We start from the raw sequence: 18,012 nt of genomic DNA on the forward strand, positions 1-18,012 counted from the left end.
CTCAATGGCCGATTCCAGCACGTACGACGAGCTCCCGTATACCGACAACTGCTTCTATTACACCCACCCCGACCACATGGCGACGGTCGCGAGCCTGCACGGCCTGACGCCGACGCCTCCCGAGCGGTGTCGCGTACTGGAGCTGGGCTGCGCCATGGGGGGGAATCTCATCCCCATGGCCCTGAAGCTCCCCGACGCCCGGTTCGTCGGCATCGACCTCTCGACGCGTCAGGTCGCCGAGGGCCGCGCGACGATCGAGTCGCTGGGGCTCCGCAACGTCGAGCTCCACGCCATGAGCATCACCGACGTCGACGCCGGGCTGGGCCTCTTCGACTTCATCGTCTGCCACGGCGTGTATTCCTGGGTCCCCGCCCCGGTCCGCGACAAGATCCTGTCGATCTTCGCCGAGAACCTGGCCCCCCGCGGCCTGGCCTACGTCAGCTACAACACGTTCCCGGGCTGGCACGCGCGGGGGCTGGCCCGCGACCTGATGGCGTTCCACGTCCGCGACGGCGGGGCCATGCGGGACTCGGCGCGTTCGGCGCGGAGCTTCCTGAAGGACCTCGTCGACGTCCTCCCCGACCCGAACACGGCCTACGCCGCGATCTTGAAGGCCGAGGGCGATTTCCTGGAGGACGTCGACGACGCCTACCTCTTCCACGAGCACCTGGAAGAGACCAACAACCCGTTCTATTTCCATCAGTTCATGGCCGCCGCCGGGGCCAGGGGCCTGGCGTTCGTGGCCGAGGCCAAGACCGACGGCCTGCTCGGCCACCTGCCGCCGAAGGCCCGCGAGCGGATCGCCGAATGGGGCGGCGACGCGATCGCCCGCGAGCAGTACGCCGACTTCGTGACCAACCGGACCTTCCGCCGGACGTACCTCCGCCGGGCGGCCGACGAGGTCGCGGCGAAGACCTCTCCCGAGGTCGTCGCCGCGATGGGAGTCGGCACGATGGTCACGCCCGATGCGGGGGAGGTCGACGTCTTCTCCAACGAGCCCGTCGCCTTCCACGTGCCGGGCGGCGGGCCGTCCCTCACGACGAATCATCCGCTGCTCAAGACCGCGCTCGTCGAGTTGGCCCTGGCCCGGCCGCGCATGATCCCCTTCGACGAGCTGGTCGACCGGGTCCAGGCCAGGCTGGCGCCGCGGCTCGCGGAGGCGTTCGACGACGCGAAGGCGCGGGCCTATCTCTGCGACGCCCTCTTCCGCGGCTTCTCCGTCGACCTGGTCGCCCTGAACGTCAGCCCGCCGCGGATCGCGGTCCCCGCCGGCGAGTCGCCGACCGCCAGCCCGCTCGCGCGTCTCCAGGCCGCGCAGGGGAAGCGGATCACGAACATCCCCGGACGTACCGTCGAGCCCCACGACCTCGACCGACTGCTGCTCCCTCTGCTTGACGGCGAGCGCGATCGGAGCAGCCTGGGCGAAGCCCTGAAGGCGGCCATCGAGTCCGGCGATTTCGCGGTCAGCTTCGAAGGCGTCCCCCTGGCCGGCGAGAAGACCGACGAGGCGATCCCGGAGCTGATCGAGGCCAGCCTGCGACGGCTGGCGGCGATGGGGCTGTTGACCTCCTGACGAATCAAGCGTCGCCGTCGAGCCGGGCGACCTTCCAGCCGCCGACGGCGGACGGCGTGTAGCGATCGAGACCGCCGTCATCTCGCTCGCACAAATAGGACAAAACGCCGCGGAAGAACGCGCCCGCATCGGCGGGGTCGCTCGCCGGCAGGTGCGTCCTCAACACGCGCGGGTCGAAGAAGCGGAAGAGCAACCGGCGTCCGTCATCGTGCACGACCGTCGACAGTCGTTTCAGCGACTCCCTGACCTCGTCGAACGGCCGATCAGACGTCAGCAAGACGCCCCACGAGCGGCCCCATCCCTCGCCGACGAATCGTTCCAGGAAAGGCGAACCCTCGGGGATCTCGATCAGGTACGGGGCGAAAGCGGCGAGGTCAGAGGCGCGAGGCTCCTCGAACAGGGAACGCTTCTCCTCGGGCGCCTCCAGGATCAGCCGGTAGACTTCGCCGCCGCGCGCCGCGTCCAGGACCGCGAACAGGGGCTCGCCCCCGGCCCTCATCAGGGTGAGGATCTCGTCGCGGCGAGTGTCGGCGGTCCTGAGCCGAATCCGGAGCGTCGTGCCCCCCGCCTGGACCCGGGCGCCGTCGCCGACGGTTCCCGCGACGGTCTCGGAGCCGTCGACGAGGGTCCCGTGCGCGCTGTCCAGGTCGCGGATTCGCGCCTCGCGGCCGTCGAAGGCGAGGGCGAAATGGCGGCGCGACATCGTCGGGTCGCCGCCCACGACGACGGTGGCGGGCGCGGCGCGGCCGACGACGGCCTCGACGTCGGGGGCGATCGTGAACGAGCGCCCGGCGTCCGGGCCCGATTCGACCGAGAGGACGAGGATGAGCGGCATGCGGCGGGGTTCCTCGACGCTCGGGACCGCGTTCCGGCCGGCTTCCACGTCAGACCTCGACGAAGGGGTCGCCGGCGTCGGACGCCGCAGAGATCGCCCCGGCCGCGCTCATGTACATGGCGTCGCCGATGATGACCGTCGGCATGCCCATCGCGATCGAGTTGGGCGGTCCCAGAGCTTCGATGATCGTGTCGCCGGCTCGACACGCGGGCAGGTTGTTGATCTGCACGGTCATGCTCCCCGTGACGACCATACCCGTGGAGTGGGGGACGGGCGAGGTGGGGGCGAGCGGGGTGGAGCACATGTGCTGGTCGGCGCCCATGCCCGCGGACGTCATCGCCGACGTCATGGCGGCCGTCGCCGCCTGCTCGGCCGCGACCTCGGCGGCCTTGGCGGCGGGCGCGCCGGGGGTCCCCATGGCGGCGGTGGAGGCCGCGATGGCGCTGACGACCGTCGCGTCGCTGGAGGCCTTCGCGGCCAGGATCCCCGGCACGGCGGCCAGCGGCATCCCCCGCCAGGCTGGCAGGTTGCCGATCAGCACGTTGGGGCTCCCCGGGCCCGGCGTGAGCACCGGCGGCAACGGGTGCGCGACCGGGTCGGTCATGCGTGCGGCGGGTCCCTGGGGCATGGGCGGCTCCTTTCGCCGTCGGTGGCGATCACTGCGAGGACTTGTGGCCGGTCTGGGAGTCGTCGGCTTCCTTCGGCTTCTTCGGGGCGGGCTTCTTGAGCTCCTTGGGGTTGGCCGATTTGGCGGAATCGGCCGCGCCGCCGCAGTTGATCTTCACCATCATCCCCTGGATCGTCACGCCCGAAGCGTCGATTTTCACGAAGCCGCCGCCGGCCTTGATGGTCAGCTCAATACCGGCTTCGATCACGACCTTCATCCCGGCCTTGAGGTGGATCTCCTGGGCCGCCTGCGTGATGTGGGACTTGCCGATCTTCTCCTGCCGGTCGCCGCCGACGATCAGCTGCTGGTCGCCGCCGACGTTCTCGGTCCGGGCGTCGCGGACCAGGATGTCCTGCTTCCCGCCGACGTAGAGCTCGGCGTCGCGGTCGACGTGCTCGACCCGGCGGCCCTTGACGTGGGCGTCGTGGTCGCGGCCGATCTCCTCGGTGAGATCGCCGCCGCCGCCGTACGGAGGGTTCTCGCCGCCGATGATGCTGTGGTGGCTGCCCTGGACGAGCTCGATGCGGTCTTTCCGGACCCGGGTCTCCATGTCGCGTTGGGCGTGGATGAAGATCTGCTCCTTCTCTTTCTCGTCATAGAACCGGAACTCGTTGTGGCCGCTCCCCCCCAGGCTCGAATTCGATTTCAGGCCGCTTATGAGCTTGCCCTTGCGGCCCTTGTCGTTCGAGTCCGCGAGCCTGTAAGACGGCATCTGATCGGGGTTGTAGACCGAGCCGACGATGATCGGCTGGTCGACGTCGCCTTCGAGGTAGTCGACGACGACTTCCTGGCCGACCCGGGGCCAGAAATGGCCCCCCCATTGCTTGCCGGCCGTCGACTGGGCGACCCGGATCCAGCAGGAGCTGTTGGCGTCGCTCTTGCCCTCGCGATCCCAGTGGAACTGGACCTTGACGCGGCCGTACTTGTCGACGAACACCTCCTCCCCTTTCGGCCCGACGACGACGGCGGTCTGGGTACCTGGAACGATCGGCCTGGGGGTCGTGCGACGGGGCCGGAACGGGAGGCCGGCGGGGATGCAGGTGAACGTGTTCTGGTAGACCGTCTCGCCGAACTCGCCCGATCGGTAGTCGCTGGTGGTCCGGGCCTCGTGGACGACGGAGGTCAGGATGTAGGGGCCGTCGGCGTTGAAGTGCTCCTTGAGAGTGAAGCCGTGGCCGGCGGTGAACTGGCGGAAATGGCCGGCTCCCGAGAGCTCGACGGCGGCGGCGGCCTCCGCCTGCATGCGGATCTCCGTCGTGCGCTTGTTGTCCTGGTAGATCTTCTGGACGTCGCTGGGCTGCTCGCCCCCGCCCTTCTCGACGCCGTCGTGACGCTGCGCGTAGCCTCCGGGCCAGTCGTAAAGCTCGAGCCGGTCCGGCTCGCCGAGCCTGAGCTTGTGGCCGACCTTCCCCACCTGCACCGTCTCCTGGATCAGCTTCTCGGCCTCCAGGTGTTTGTGAGGCAACTCGAAGCAGTGGTCCCAGAGGACCACCTTCATCGACCGCAGCTCCTGGGCCTTTTCCAGCGAGGTGAGCCGGTCCTCCTCGACCCCCGTCCCCTCCACGGCCATGTATTCGACGGTCGAGCCGAAGGGGACCTGCACGTGCGAGGCGGGAGCGTTGGCGACGACCATCTTGTGGCCGGCTTCGTCGTGCGTGAAGTAGTAGTAGATCCCCTCCTCTTCCATCAGGCGCGAGGCGAAGGCGAAGTCGGTCTCCCGATACTGCACGCAGTAATCGCGGGGGTCGAAGACCCCCTGGATCTCGAATTTCACCGAGAGGCCCGCGAGCACCTTCTTGAGGATCTCGGGGATCGTCAGGTGCTGGAAGATCCGGCTCTGAGTGCGGCGGGTGAGGAACCAGGCCTCCGGGACGACCTCCATGCCGTAGCTGGTGAACGTCGCGTCCCGCCCGCCCTGCGAGAACCGGCTGCAGATCCCGTGGATGTGCCGCGTCTTGCCGCCGGGGGCCTTCATGCGGATCGCGACGTTCTTGCCCAGGAGCTGGTCGAACGCGACATTCTCGGCGTTCTCGGCGATCAGGTCGAGCTCGAAGTGGAAGAGCTGCGAGATCGCCTCGGAGCCGCGGAGGCCGACGAGGAACAGGCGATCCGGCCCGAGGGGCGTCGTGATCGAGAAGGCTCGCTGGGCTTGAGAATAGCCGGGCATGATCCGAAGGCCCTCCGGAAAGCGCCGCGCCCGTGCGAGGTCCCGCGCCAGGCCCCGGGGATCCACGACTACGAACCGACCGAAACGATCTCGGCGACCAGGACGGCTCGAGGGCCGTCGCCCGAATGCGAAGGCCGGGACGAGCATTCTCGTCGATTCCGTAAGACATTACTATGATCGAGGAGGGTGTGACGGCGGACGGTCCGCCGTCGCGGCCGGCGCAAGAAGCGTGTCTCGGGGGCTGATCATGGCGACGCCTGACGACGAACACCGCACGCTCGGGCCTCCCCCCGGCGCGCGGCGCAGGACGACCCGCGATCTGGACCTCGATCGCGAGCCGCGGCCCGGAGGCCCGCCGCCGACGCCCGCCGGCCCGCCCCCCGCCGCGAGCGCCCCGCCGCCGCGCGCTCCCGCCCTGCCGAGGCCGCCCGAACCGCCGCAGGAGAGTTACGAGACGATCCCGCCGGTGCCCGGCATCGGCCGGCGGAAGGTCGTCCCCGGGCCTCCCGTCGACCCGCCGCGACCGCTGCAACCCTGGGGGGCCGTCGACGAGCCCGCTCCCGCGCCGCCGCCGGCCGGCGAGGCCCTGCATCCGGGTTGGACCATGGGCGGCCCCGCGCCGGCGGTCGGCAACCCGTGGGCGGAACCCGAGATCCCGCCGCCGCCAGCCGTTCCTTCGTCTCCGCCCGCGGAACCCGAGATGAATTCGGCGGTCCCGACGCGAGTCGCCCCGCGGGAAGACGCGCACCCGCCGGACCTCGGGGCCTTCCCGGCCCCCCCGCCGCGCCCGCCCGCCGCCGCGCCCCGGATGCCGGCGCCGGCCCCGCCGCGGCCCTCTCCCTCGCCCGCGCCGTCTCGGCCGGTGGTCGAGGACCTGTCGAACCGGACGATGGCCATCGACCGAGTCTTCCCGGCGATGAAGAACCCGCTCCTCACGCTCCAGTTCTACAACACGAACCTGCGGCGGTGGTCGGATCTCGGGGCGGTGCGCGGCTCATTCCTGGACCTCGGCCGCGCGACGTTCCAGGACTGGAACCCCAACCCCGAGGACCTCGCCGAGAGCCACGTGCGGCTGATGATCGACGAGGGCCGGCTGTTCGTCGAGCCGCTGCCGAGCCTCAACGGCGTCTACCTCAAGATGAAGCCCAACCGGCCCGCCGAGCTGGCGCCCGGCGCGCGGTTCCGGATCGGCCGGCACGTCATTGCTTTCCGCAAGGGCGACGCCGCCCCGTCCGACGTCGAACCTCTGCAATCCGCCGACGGCGAGGTCTTCCAGTCCCGCGTGCTCGTCCCTCTCGGCTTCCTCGACCTGATCGGCCCCGACGGCGAGGCGTACGTGAGCCACCCCCTCACCAAGACGGAGGACCCGGGCACGCGCATCGGCCGCGGCGGCGCGCGGTGCGACCTGGCGCTCACGGGCGACGACTGGGTCAGCGGCGAGCACGCCCGCGTCTACTTCACGGGCGAGGCGTGCTTCCTGGAGGACCTCAAGAGCACCAACGGCACGTTCATCCAGGTGGTCGGCATGCAGGAGATCGAGCGCGGGGTCGCGATCCGGCCGGACGCGGGCGACATCGTGGCGATCGGCGGCTACATGATCCGCGTCGTCGAGGAGCGGCCCTGACCCGATCGCCCAAGCCCGGCCCGCCTCAGTCGATCGCGTAGGCGAAGCCGCCGTCGTCGCCGACCGAGATGTGGACCCGCGAGACCACCCGGGCCTGCGCCATGCGGGCGAGGACCTCCTGCGAGATCTCGGGGAGCAGCGAACGCGTCAGGATGTGGTCGACGTTGCGGCCGCCCGTCTGCACCTCCTTGCAACGGCCGCCGATGCACTCGACGACGGCCTCGTCGTAGGTGAACGCGGCGTCGTGGTTCTCGCGCATCCGCTGCGCCACGCGGCCGAGCTGCAGCCGGATGATCCGCCGCATGACCTCGTCGGAGATCGGGTAGTAAGGCACGACGATCAGCCGGCCCAGGAAGGCCTGCTTGAACACCTGCACCCCGCGCTCGCTGGTCGCGGCCAGCAGGTCGGGCCAGACGGCCTCGCCCAGCTCCTCGGGCGTCGGCAGGGCCTCGGCGTCGCGGCAGAGTTCCAGGATCGTCTCGGTGCCGACGTTCGAGGTCAGCAGGATGATCGTATTCTTGAAGTCGATCTCCCGGCCCTCGCCGTCCTCCAGCGTCCCCTTGTCGAAGACCTGGAAGAACAGCTCCAGCACGTCGGGATGGGCCTTCTCGACCTCGTCGAGCAGCACGACGCTGTAAGGCCGGCGGCGGACGGCCTCGGTCAGGACGCCCCCCTCGCCGTAGCCGACGTAGCCCGGCGGCGAGCCCTTCAGGCCCGAGACCGTGTGCGACTCCTGATACTCCGACATGTTGATCGTGATCAGGTTCCGTTCGCCGCCGTAGAGCGCCTCGGCCAGCGCGAGCGCGGTCTCGGTCTTGCCGACGCCGCTGGAGCCGACCAGCAGGAACACGCCGATCGGCCGGCGTGGGTCGGTGAGGTTGGCCCGCGCCGTGCGGATCCGCTGGCTGATGGCCTCGAGCGCGTGCGTCTGGCCGATCACGCGCTGCTCGAGCCGCTCGCGGAGGTTCAGCACGGTCTGGATCTCGTTCGCAAGCATCCGGCCGACGGGGATGCCGGTCCAGCCGGCGACGACCTCGCCGATCGTCTGCGCATCGACGAAGACCTGCATCAACGGCTCCTCGCCCTGGATCGCCGCCAGGGCCTCGGACCGGGAGTTCAGGTCGCCCTGCAAGGCGGCCAGGTCGTCGGACGTTTTGAACTTCCCGCCGTCCCCGTTCCCGGCGGCGTGCCTCGATTGCTCCTCGCGGTACAGCCCCTCGACCTTCCCCGCCAGATCGCGGATCTCGGCGACGCGGGCCTTCTCGTCCTCCCAGCGCTCTTCCAGCTCGGCGAGGCGGGCCTTCGCGGCTTCGAGGTCGTTCTGGCAGGCTTCGATGTCCGCGTCGTTGCGCGAGCCGGTGGCGCGTTCGCGGTCGAGGATCTGGATCTCCAACTCCAGGTGCTCGATCTCGCGGCGGCAGTCCTCGACGGCGGGTGGGATGGCGTTCTGGCCGATGGCCACGCGGGCGCAGGCGGTGTCGAGCAGGCTGACGGCCTTGTCGGGGAGCTGGCGGGCGGGGATGTAGCGGTGCGAGAGCTTGACCGCGGCCTCGACCGCCTCGTCCAGGATGCGGACGCCGTGGTGCTTCTCGAGGATGCCGGTCAGGCCTCGCATCATGCGGACGGCGACGTCTTCCCTGGGCTCCTCGACCTTGACGACCTGGAACCGCCGGGCGAGCGCGGCGTCCTTCTCGAAGTACTTCTTGTATTCGGCCCAGGTCGTGGCGGCGATCGTCCGCAGCTCGCCGCGGGCGAGGGCCGGCTTGAGGAGGTTGGCGGCGTCGCCCTGGCCGGCCGAGCCGCCGGCGCCGATGAGCGTGTGGGCCTCGTCGATGAAGACGATGACGGGGACCGGCGAGGCCTTGACCTCGGCGATCACCTGCTTGAGGCGGTTCTCGAACTCCCCCTTCACGCTGGCGCCCGCCTGGAGCAGGCCGAGGTCGAGCGTGCGGAGCACCACGTTCTGGAGCGCGGGGGGGACGTCGCCCTGGGCGATCCGGCGGGCGAGGCCCTCGACGACCGCCGTCTTGCCGACGCCGGCCTCGCCGGTGAGGATCGGGTTGTTCTGGCGGCGGCGGATCAGGATGTCGACCATCTGGCGGACCTCGGCCTCGCGGCCGACGACCGGGTCGATCTCGCCGCGCTTGGCGCGGTCGGTCAGGTTGATCGTGTACTGGTCGAGCGCCGGCGTCTTGCTGACCGCCGCGGTCCCGGCCGACGCCGACGCCGATGGGTCGTTCTCGGCCCCGGGCGTCGCGGCCTGCGTCCCCTCGTCCTCGACCGAGCCGGCGACGATCTTCATCAGACTCGGCTGGAGCTGGTCGGTCTTGATCTTCGACAGCTCGCGCGAGGCGTTGCGCGCCAGGCGGCCGAGTTCTTCATGGTCCAGGAGGGCCAGCATCAGGACGCCCGATCGGACCTCGGCCGCGTGATACTGCAGCGAGGCCACGACCCACGACGACTGGATCAGCCGGACGATCGAGAGCGAGATCTCCGGGTTGCGCTGGACGCCCCGGCGGAAGCCGTCGAGCGTCTTGGTCACCTCGCGGAGGACGACGGCCGGGTCGATCTCGAACTGGCGGAAGATCCGCGAACAATCGGTGTTCGGCTGCTCGACCAGCTTGACCAGCCAGTGCTCGATCTCGATGCTGGGGTTCGTGCGGGTGAGCGCCAGGCCGGCCGCGCCTTGCAGGGTGTTCAAGCAGGTCTTGTTCAGCACCTTGATGAGCGCTGCGGATTCCACGGCCATCTCGACGCCTCCTCGGGTCGTTTACCGGTCTTCTCGCGCGACCGATGGGGAAGGGCGACTGGATCGTATAGCGGCCCGCTCATCGGTGCAAACAGCAAAGCTACGGCCCGATCCCGATTTGTGTCGCCCCGCCCGACCGCTCCCGACGAAGGGAGACGGACGCCCTCCCCAGGCCTTCCAGGACCACCCCCATGAAGCCGACGACCCGGGCCTCGATCCTCCTCGCCACCCTCGCCGCCGCCCTCCTCCCCTCGGTGCGGGCACGCGGCGACGAGCCGAGCTACGACCGCAAGGGGGACGTCGTCTACGGCCGCAAATACGGCGTCGCGCTGACGATGGACGTGATCACCCCGAGGACGGGGGCGAAGGGCGTCGGCGTGCTCTTCATGGCGAGCGGCGGCTTCCATTCGTCGCACGACATGATCCAGCCGGTCTTCTTCAAGCCGTTCGTCGACCGGGGCTACACGGTCTTCGCCGTCGTCCACGGAAGCCAGCCCCGCTTCCAGGTCGACGAGATCGTCGGCGACGTGAACCGGGCCGTCCGTTTCATCCGCCACCACGCGGCCGACTACCACGTCGACCCCGATCGGCTGGGCGTCTACGGCGCGTCGGCCGGCGGGCATCTCTCGCTCATGCTGGGCGTCGCGGGCAAGCCCGGCGATCCCGAGGCCAAGGACCCCGTCGACCGCGAGTCCAGCCGCGTGCAGGCCGTCGCCTGCTTCTTCCCGCCGACCGATTTCCTCCACTTCGGAGGGCCGGAGAAGGCCATGGTCAAGCCGACCGATCATCAGCCGCCGTTCCGCGCCGCGTTCGATTACCACGAGCTGGACAAGGCCACCATGCTCTGGGTGCCGATCGCCGACGAGGCGAAGCTGCGCGAGAAGGCCCGGTCGATCTCGCCGATCGACTTCGTCACCCCCGACGATCCGGCGACCCTCATCATCCACGGCGACGCCGACGCGCTCGTGCCCATCCAGCAGTCCGAGACCTTCGCCGCGAAGCTGAAGGAGGCCGGCGTCGAGGGCAAGCTCATCGTCCGGCCGGGCGCCCAGCACGGCTGGCCGGGCCTGGACAAGGACCTCTTGCTGTTCGCCGACTGGTTCGACGCCCACCTGAAGCCCGCGGCGACGCCGGCCCCGGCTCGATGAGCATGAGGCGGGCCCGATTCACGCCCGGATCGGCGAGCGCTCGGGGGCGGCGTGATGGCCGTGCGGCGTGGCGACGGCGGCGGCGGGGACGAGCGTGAACCGGCTGATCTCGGGCGTGCAGCCGTAGCGGATCGGGTGCTTGGACCCGATCCCCTGGCTGACGTACATCAGAGAGGGCGGGACCTCGAAGAAGCCCAGGTCGAACCGGCGGCTGTAGCGGCTGGGCATGAGGACTGGCCCGATCACGGGGAGCCGGACCTGGCCGCCGTGGTTGTGGCCGCAGAGGATGAAGTCCCAGCCCTGGCGTGCCGCCTTGTACACCTGGTCGGGCGTGTGGCTCAGGAGGATCGAGAAATCGGACTCGGGGATCGCGTCGTCGGCGATCGCCGGCCCCCAGGGGGCGCACGTCCCGCCGACCGCCAGGCGACGGCCGTTCACGTCGATCGTCGCGACGTGGCCGTCGAGGACCGTGAAGCCGGCGTCGGTCGCGGCCTCGGCGATCCGGTCGATGTCGTGATGCTGGTCGTGGTTGCCCAGGATCGCGAACCGTCCCAGGCGGCCGGGCAGCCGTTCGAGGAACGGTGCGATCCAGTCGATGCACTCGGGGTCGTCGATCAGGTCCCCCGTGACCACGACGACGTCCGAAGTCATGTCGGCCGCGACGTCGCAGACGGCCTCGAAGTAGCGGCGATCGTAGGCCCGCGAGAAGTGCAGGTCGGTCAGGTGGAGGATCGACAGCCCGTCCATCTCGGAAGGCAGCCGCCGGAAGGGCACCGACCAGTCGTGGGTCTCCAGGTCGAGCGAGGTGTTGCCCGGGAGCCGGAGCATCCAGGCGTGCGAGCCGTCGCCGATGAAGCCCGCCCGCGGGGCGTCGACGATGGCGGCCCGCCGCTCCCGGGGCATCGATTCCGCCAGCCGACCGCGACGCAGCCGGGCGAGCGTCGCCACCGGCAGCCCCACGACCGCCACCGCCGAGCAGAAGACGGCGAAGACCACCAGGGGCGGCGGCCATTCGGAGACCGGAACCATCCAGTGCCGGCGCGTCGATTCGAAGGAGATCAGGCCGCAGACCGCCAGCGCGGCCAACGTCGCATGCTCCGTCCAGCGGACCTTCCAGGGGAAGCCGTGGACGACGTTGATCGCGAAGACGATGCTGGCCGCCTCGCCGATCGCGAACGTCGCGTAAAATAACAGGGTGCTGAACAAGTCGAGATCTCCACGAGGTTCATTTCAAGCTTAGTTCAAATTCGGGCGCTGCGTCGCTTCTCCAACCGGCCCTGGCCGACCGTCCAGGAGCGCATCCCGAGAGATTTCATTCAACCCCAATTCCCTCGTCGTCCGCCGACGATGCGGGGCGTTCGGCGGGCGACGACGACTCGATCCTGCAGGATCGAGTTCGCGAAAGCATGCAAGCAAGGACTGCGCCGATCGATCCCAATCGAAGGTCGCTGCGCGTCGGAGCGCCAGGGCGGCGAGCGCGTCGCGGCGGGCGGGGTCGCGGAGGATCGCGTCGAGGGCGCGGGCGATGTCGGCGACGTCGAGCGGGTCGAAGAAGATCCCCGCCTCGCCGACGACCTCGGGGAGCGAGCCCGCGCGACTGGCGATCACGGGCGCCCCGCAGGCCATGGCCTCGACCGCGGGCAGGCCGAAGCCCTCCAGCAACGACGGGAAGACCAGGGCGTACGTGCGGCTGTAGAAAACCGCGAGGTCCTCGTCGGGCACGAACCCCGGCAGGATCACTCGGCTTTCCAGGCCCCGCTCGGCGATCGTGCGGCGGATCTCCGGGACGTGGGTGTGGAAGACGTCGTGGAAGTCGCCGGTTAGGACGAGCCGCACGTCGGCCGGGGCCGCCTCGGCGAACGCCTCGACGAGCCTCGGCAGGTTCTTGTGAGGGCTCAGGCCGCCGACGTAGAGCAGGAACCGGGAGTCCGCCGGGACGCCGTATCGCTCCAACGCCTCGGCCGCTCTCGCCTCGTCCTCGATCGGCCGGAACACCGGGTCGGCCGCCTCGCCGACGACCCGCAGCCGGTCCTCGGCGAGCCGCAGCCGCCTCATCAGGTAGCGTTTCGAGGTCTCGGAGACCGTGACGATGCGGTGGGCCGACCGGACGGCGACGAACTCCTTCACCGTCCACGCGGCCCGGCCCGCGAAGGTGGGGAAGACCAGCTCGGGGTGCTCCAGGGTGAGCGTGTCGTGCATCGTGACCACGACGCGCGGGACGCCCCACACGGGGTAGAAGCTGTACGTGGCCGGGAAGTACATGAGGTCGAGCCTCGCCCCGGCGACGGCCCGGCCCATGGCCAGCATGTCGAGCAGCCCGCGGCGGCCCTTCGCCGTCGCCGCCGCGCTGGGGGCGTCGCGGACGCCCACGACGAGCGAGACGACCCCGTCGGGAAGCTCGACAGCCGCCGCGGAGGGGCCGTCGATGACGACGACGACCTCGTGCCCTTCCTCGATCGCCCTGGGGACGAAGGCCGCAAGCAACCGACGCGCGAAGCGGCCGAAGCCCCGGCGGTTGGCCAGGCAGGTGCCGTCGAAGCCGATACGCATGCGAGGTCGCTCCGGATGGCGGGGGGCGGCGGGTCGATCAGGCGCGGGACGATTTCCGCGCCCGGGCCCGCGAGCGTCGGGAGCGGAAGTGGGGGGCGGGGCCGACGTCGCCCTCGGCCGGATTCGCGGCCGAGACCAGCCGCAGGAGGCGATCCGAGGCGTGCCTTCGGCATTTACGGCGGACCTGCGACCAGGGCTCGCCGACGATCGTGATGGCGGCCAGGTCGGCCACGCCCAATCCGGCCGCCTGCGCCCGGCGAAGGTAGGCGACGTCGAGCGGGTCGAAGCCCATGATGGCCGCGGCCACGGCGTCGACGGCGACCGGGTCGGTCCCGGCGATCACCGTCCCGAGGCGCAGCCGGGTCCCCAGCCGGGGCCCCTGGCCGTGCATGCCGGAGAAGCCGTCGATCACGCTGATCCGCGGGGCTGCGAGCGTCGCCAGGGCCGCCAGCCGGTCGGTCGCGCGCTCGACGCGGTCCAGGCAGCGTCGCTCGGCGCCGGTCAGCCGCATGCCGCCGTCGATGGCGCGGACCCCCAGCCAGGCCCGGACCAGCCGGCCTCGCCAGGTCTCCAGGGCGCCGCAAAGGGGGACCAGTCGCGACGGGATCTGCTTCGAGAGCCGCGACCCGTCGAAGCCGCGGCGGTCGTCGCGATGGAGGATCGCCGCCAGGCCCGGCAAGGTCAGGCCGATGCGGAACGTCCGATGCGTCCTCGCCACTCCGAGCGAGACGCGGCAGGCCGAGTCCGCGGCCAGCGACGAGATCCGGAGCGATTCCGTCCGGCCGCCGACGGACGCCTCGCGGGCGGTCCAGGCGTCGGGCTCGGCATCGAGGTCGTGGTAGGCGACGGGTCGGCCCGAGGTCTCGGCGCGATAGCCGAGCTTCTCGTAGCAGGAAGACGCCGAGGGCCGGGGGTCGGCCGCGCCGGCGACGACGTCGATCGCGCCTGCGCCGGAGGCGAGCAGGGCGTCGACGGTCGCCGAGAGCGCGTCGTGGTCGGTGGAGGCCCACGGGCGGCCCAACTCGTCGAGCGTCGGGATGATCGTCGCGGAGCCGCACGACGACACGGCCGCCCGGACGTCGTCGGCGATCAGCGCGAGGGCCTGCGCGACGGCCCCGCGACGGCGGTCGCCCTGAACCACGGCTACCTTGATCGCGTCGTCCATCGCTGGAGCCTCCTTGCCAGCCGGACCCAGGCCGGCGGGGGGATGGGGCGTCCGCCGCGATCGACGCGGCCCTCGGCGACCGGACGCCTGCGCCGGTCGAGGACGTACCATCGGGTCAGGGCGATCACGACCGAGACGCCGCAGCACACGAAATACAGCAGGTGCAGCGGGAACGAGCCCACGGCGAAGCCGACCCCGCGACGTCGCGCCAGGAACCGATAGAGCGGGGTGTTCAGAGCCACGACGCCGCCGGCGCAGGCCACAGCAACCGCGCCGGCCCAGGCCGTCATCGGCAGCGCGGCCGTCGCCAGCAGGAGCCCGCCGGTGGCTGCGACAGAAAGTTTCTGCGCCGCCTGCACGTTGAGGTCGGTCTCGACCGTCCCGCTCCGCTTGATGAGGAGCATCCACGGCACCCCGCGGCGGAAGACGTCGGTGCGGACGACCTCGAACAGCGTCCAGCGCTTCATGTGGGTCGCCTGGACGTCGCGGGCCAGGACGATCTTGCGGCCGGCGCGGGTCAGGCGGTAGCCCAGCTCGATGTCCTCGATCGACGGCCGGGCGTAGAGCCGGGGGTCGAAGCCGCCGAATTCGCGGAAGGCGGCGCGACGGATCATCCCGCAGCCGGTCCAGAACGTGTGGGCCGGGCGGGCGTCGTCGACGAAGTCGCCTTGCTGGTGGACGTAATGGTGGAGCAGGTTGCGGAACCGGCTGACGATCCCCGGCGCGAGCGGCCGGTCGTCGTACGACCCGAACAGGGCGGTCAGGCCGGGGTCGTCCAGGAACCGCGTCATCCCCCGCTCGATCGTGTCCGGGTGGACGGCGACGTCGGCGTCGAGGAAGAAGATCAGCTCGCCGGTCGCTTTTTCCGCGCCGAGGTTGCGGGCGGCGGCGGGGCCGAGGGGGCGGTCGTGGCGCAGCACGGACGCCCCGTGGCGCACGGCCACGGGCCCGGAATCATCGGTCGAGCCGTCGTCGACGACGAGCAGCTCGAATCGGGCCCAGGAAGATTCACGAAGCCGGCGGAGGCAGCGCTCGAAGTCGCGGCCCCCGTTGTGGACGGGAACGACGACGGAAAGCGACGGCCTCCCCGGCTCCGTGCTCGCCGGACCGGCGGGGACATCGTCCATGATTCACCCTCGCCCGTCAAAAAGGGACACGTGCCGGAATGCGTTCACCATCCTTGGGATCGCCCGAACACGCGCCTCGACCGCAGCCGCCGAACGGGGCGAATTGAATCGCCGGATGTCCTCTCGTGGTGTCTCGTCCCCCGTCGTCGCCCTGCGGACGCGACGTGCGGCGGGAATGTAGCGGGAACCCCGAAACCTGTCAATCGAGGCTGTCCCATCCGCCCTTCGAGGCGGGCTTCTTCGAGTGCGGGCGACGGAACGCGACCCACCCTGAGAGCACCGCGGCGACGATGAACGCCAGGCCGATCCACGCACCGGCGGCGGCGAACCACTCGCCGGTTTCGATCGGATACCGGGCGCGCAAGGGAGACGAAGCCACTGTCGTCGCCGCCTCGCCGACGAGGTATGCGTCCTTCGAGGGCGGCGCGCGGAACGTCGCCACGGGGTGCTCGCGCTGCAAGGCGACCTCCTCGACGACCGTCGTATGATCGATGCGCGACGACGGCCGCTCCGGGTCGCTCCAGTCGTGGACGACCAACGTCGAGTTGCGGGGAAAGTGACGACCGTCGATCTCGTCGAGCGATCCCGCGCTCCAGGTCGACCTCGGCCTGTGCTGCGCGTAGTCGACCCATTGCGAGTGGGATTCGACGCGCAGCGGGACGCCGGTCTCGCGGTCGAGCCAGTAGACGAAGAAGGGGGGCGTCGAGCCCGGTTCCACTTCGGGAGTGAGCAAGAACCCGTCGCAACTCCGATCCAGGATGCGGTCGGCTCCGACGAACTGCGCCGCCGGGAGGACCTTGTCGAGCGGCGTCGTCCCGAGATAGAAGGCGGCGATCGGTTCCGGCCGGGTGGAGACCCCGTCGCTCGCCACGCGGAACCCGCTGTCGGCCCCGACGCGGACCGATTCGCGGCTCGTTCGGCCCGGCTCCTCGATCCGGAAGACCGACTCGACGTGGGTGCCGTGGACGAACTCGATCGACACGTACAGCGCCCGCGGCTGGTCGACGGGCCGAGTCCGGCTTTCGAGCCTGAAGCGTCCTGGGGCCTGGATCAGGTGGAAGTGCTCGACGACCGGCGGCCCGGGCGTCGGCGAGGAGTCGTCGGTGCGTGGCGGGGATTCGCGGCGGACGCGCAGCTCGATCGGATTCCACGAGGCCATCTCGCGGGCGAGCTTCTGGGCGGCGGCCTGGTTGGGGCTGTCTTGCATGTCAGTAAACGTCCGGGTCGCCCGTCTCGCCGCCGGCGCGGGTGAGCAGCATCCGCCAGGCTCTCGGGTCGATGTTCGACCGGACCGCGCGAACCGACCCGTCGGCCCAGCCGACGTTGACGACGCCCGGGTGGAGGCTTCGAGGCGCGAACGCGCCGACGCCGTCCAGGGCGTCCGACCCGCAGTCGGGGATTGGGCTGTTGGGCGTCAGCGCCCCGCGGAACGTCGAGTAAAGGGAGCCCGGGAACAGCCAGCATCGCCCGGAATCGGTCCGTCCCATCGCGGCGGCCGACTGCGGGAGCCGGGAGCAGATCCGGACCCAGTCGTCGGCGTCGAGCCCTGGATCCGCCGCGCCGGCCGGGACCCAGTCGCGCGAGGCGTCGAACGGCTCCTGGCCGCCGCCGCACAGCTTTTCCGCGAACGCCACCGTGTTCGACAGGCCGTCGGTGAACTCCGAGGCCGCGACGGACCGCGACTCGTCGAACGCCCCCCTCGTCCCCGGCGGCGGCCCTTGCGGCCTGGTCAGAACGCCCCTGGCGTCACCAAGATCTCCCAACCCGACGTTCGCCCGGTAATTCAGCCCGGCGTAGGGATCGGGGAAGTGGTACGGGTCGGTGGGACACACGAGGATCCCGATCCGCGTCGAGGCGACCGTCGTATTCTGGGCGGGCACGCCGCACGACGGGCCCATCGGCACGTCGAAGTTGAGCGCGTTGTAAATCGCGGCCTCGTCCAGATCCCGCAGGAGCTGACAGGGGATCGACGAGACGTTGGCGTCGCCGGCCGTCGTGGGCTCGACCGGACGATCAATCCTGGCCGGGGGATAGACGCCCTTCGTCGTCCGGAATTGGTCGGCCGCCAGGACGATGTTCTTCAGGTTGTTCTGGCACTGGGCCCGCCGCGCCGACTCGCCGCAAGAGGTGACCGTGGGAAGTAGCAGGCCAGAGAGGACGCCGATCACCCCGACCAGCGTCACCGCGTCGACGAGGCGGAACATCGGCCGATGAATGTCCTCGACGTGACGGCCCATGTCCTAACCTCGCCTCCGACCCGGCGGCACGACGTGATCTCCGACGTCTGACAAACATACGACCCCCAGAGAGGGCGTGTCGAGGAAAATCGCCAGCCGGCCGACGGTGGCATCGCTTCGCAAGCCGGGTTACGATCCGGCCCTGACCGCCGACGTGAGCGGTCCGTAGA

General features: G+C 70.5%; 13 protein-coding genes. 3 read left to right on the top strand and 10 right to left on the bottom strand.

What is annotated here, in order from left to right:
* The first annotated feature begins 4 nt into the window (after positions 1–4).
* Complete coding sequence (locus PZE19_RS18555) at positions 5–1,573, top strand: methyltransferase regulatory domain-containing protein (protein ID WP_277862123.1); 1,569 nt, start codon at positions 5–7, stop codon at positions 1,571–1,573.
* A 4-nt stretch (positions 1,574–1,577) separates the two neighbouring features.
* Here PZE19_RS18555 and PZE19_RS18560 read toward each other — a convergent pair whose 3' ends face one another.
* The 3 genes from PZE19_RS18560 to PZE19_RS18570 are packed head-to-tail and all read right to left on the bottom strand — an operon-like array spanning position 1,578 to position 5,242.
* Complete coding sequence (locus PZE19_RS18560; RefSeq protein WP_277862124.1) at positions 1,578–2,408, bottom strand: DUF4123 domain-containing protein; 831 nt, start codon at positions 2,406–2,408, stop codon at positions 1,578–1,580.
* 49 nt (positions 2,409–2,457) lie between these two features.
* A complete protein-coding gene (locus tag PZE19_RS18565; RefSeq protein WP_277862125.1) occupies positions 2,458–3,036 on the bottom strand; it encodes a PAAR domain-containing protein in 579 nt (192 codons plus the stop codon).
* Between the two features lie 28 nt (positions 3,037–3,064).
* Positions 3,065–5,242: a type VI secretion system Vgr family protein gene (locus PZE19_RS18570; RefSeq protein ID WP_277862126.1), complete on the bottom strand. Its 2,178-nt coding sequence runs from the start codon at positions 5,240–5,242 to the stop codon at positions 3,065–3,067.
* 247 nt (positions 5,243–5,489) lie between these two features.
* Here PZE19_RS18570 and PZE19_RS18575 point away from each other — a divergent pair, with 247 nt between their 5' ends.
* Complete coding sequence (locus PZE19_RS18575; RefSeq protein ID WP_277862127.1) at positions 5,490–6,866, top strand: FHA domain-containing protein; 1,377 nt, start codon at positions 5,490–5,492, stop codon at positions 6,864–6,866.
* Between the two features lie 25 nt (positions 6,867–6,891).
* On the opposite strand, the gene tssH is transcribed toward PZE19_RS18575, so the two are convergent.
* Positions 6,892–9,615, bottom strand: coding sequence for a type VI secretion system ATPase TssH (gene tssH / locus PZE19_RS18580; protein WP_277862128.1), 2,724 nt, complete (start codon positions 9,613–9,615; stop codon positions 6,892–6,894).
* A gap of 191 nt (positions 9,616–9,806) precedes the next feature.
* On the opposite strand from tssH, the gene PZE19_RS18585 reads away from it, so the two are divergent.
* A complete protein-coding gene (locus PZE19_RS18585; RefSeq protein WP_277862129.1) occupies positions 9,807–10,763 on the top strand; it encodes a prolyl oligopeptidase family serine peptidase in 957 nt (318 codons plus the stop codon).
* 18 nt (positions 10,764–10,781) lie between these two features.
* Here the strand turns inward: PZE19_RS18585 and PZE19_RS18590 are convergent, their stop codons facing one another.
* From PZE19_RS18590 to PZE19_RS18615, 6 genes are all read right to left on the bottom strand, one after another.
* Positions 10,782–11,969, bottom strand: coding sequence for a metallophosphoesterase (locus PZE19_RS18590; RefSeq protein ID WP_277862130.1), 1,188 nt, complete (start codon positions 11,967–11,969; stop codon positions 10,782–10,784).
* Positions 11,970–11,999: 30 nt separating this feature from the next.
* The gene (locus PZE19_RS18595; protein WP_277862131.1) at positions 12,000–13,313 is read right to left on the bottom strand and encodes a glycosyltransferase family 4 protein; all 1,314 of its coding nucleotides are present in this window, start codon (positions 13,311–13,313) and stop codon (positions 12,000–12,002) included.
* A gap of 37 nt (positions 13,314–13,350) precedes the next feature.
* The gene (locus PZE19_RS18600; RefSeq protein ID WP_277862132.1) at positions 13,351–14,478 is read right to left on the bottom strand and encodes a DUF362 domain-containing protein; all 1,128 of its coding nucleotides are present in this window, start codon (positions 14,476–14,478) and stop codon (positions 13,351–13,353) included.
* Positions 14,457–15,605 carry a glycosyltransferase family 2 protein gene (locus PZE19_RS18605; RefSeq protein ID WP_277862133.1) on the bottom strand — a complete coding sequence of 383 codons (1,149 nt, stop codon included), beginning with the start codon at positions 15,603–15,605 and terminating at the stop codon, positions 14,457–14,459. The genes PZE19_RS18600 and PZE19_RS18605 overlap by 22 nt, the downstream gene beginning before the upstream one ends.
* A 199-nt stretch (positions 15,606–15,804) precedes the next feature.
* Entirely contained in the window at positions 15,805–16,812 is a 1,008-nt protein-coding gene (locus tag PZE19_RS18610) for a hypothetical protein (RefSeq protein ID WP_277862134.1), read from the bottom strand.
* Position 16,813: 1 nt separating this feature from the next.
* Positions 16,814–17,842 (bottom strand): DUF1559 family PulG-like putative transporter, encoded by a 1,029-nt coding sequence (locus PZE19_RS18615; RefSeq protein ID WP_277862135.1) that lies wholly within the window; start codon positions 17,840–17,842, stop codon positions 16,814–16,816.
* Positions 17,843–18,012: the final 170 nt, after the last annotated feature.

This window comes from Paludisphaera mucosa, assembly GCF_029589435.1.
Lineage (GTDB): Bacteria > Planctomycetota > Planctomycetia > Isosphaerales > Isosphaeraceae > Paludisphaera > Paludisphaera mucosa.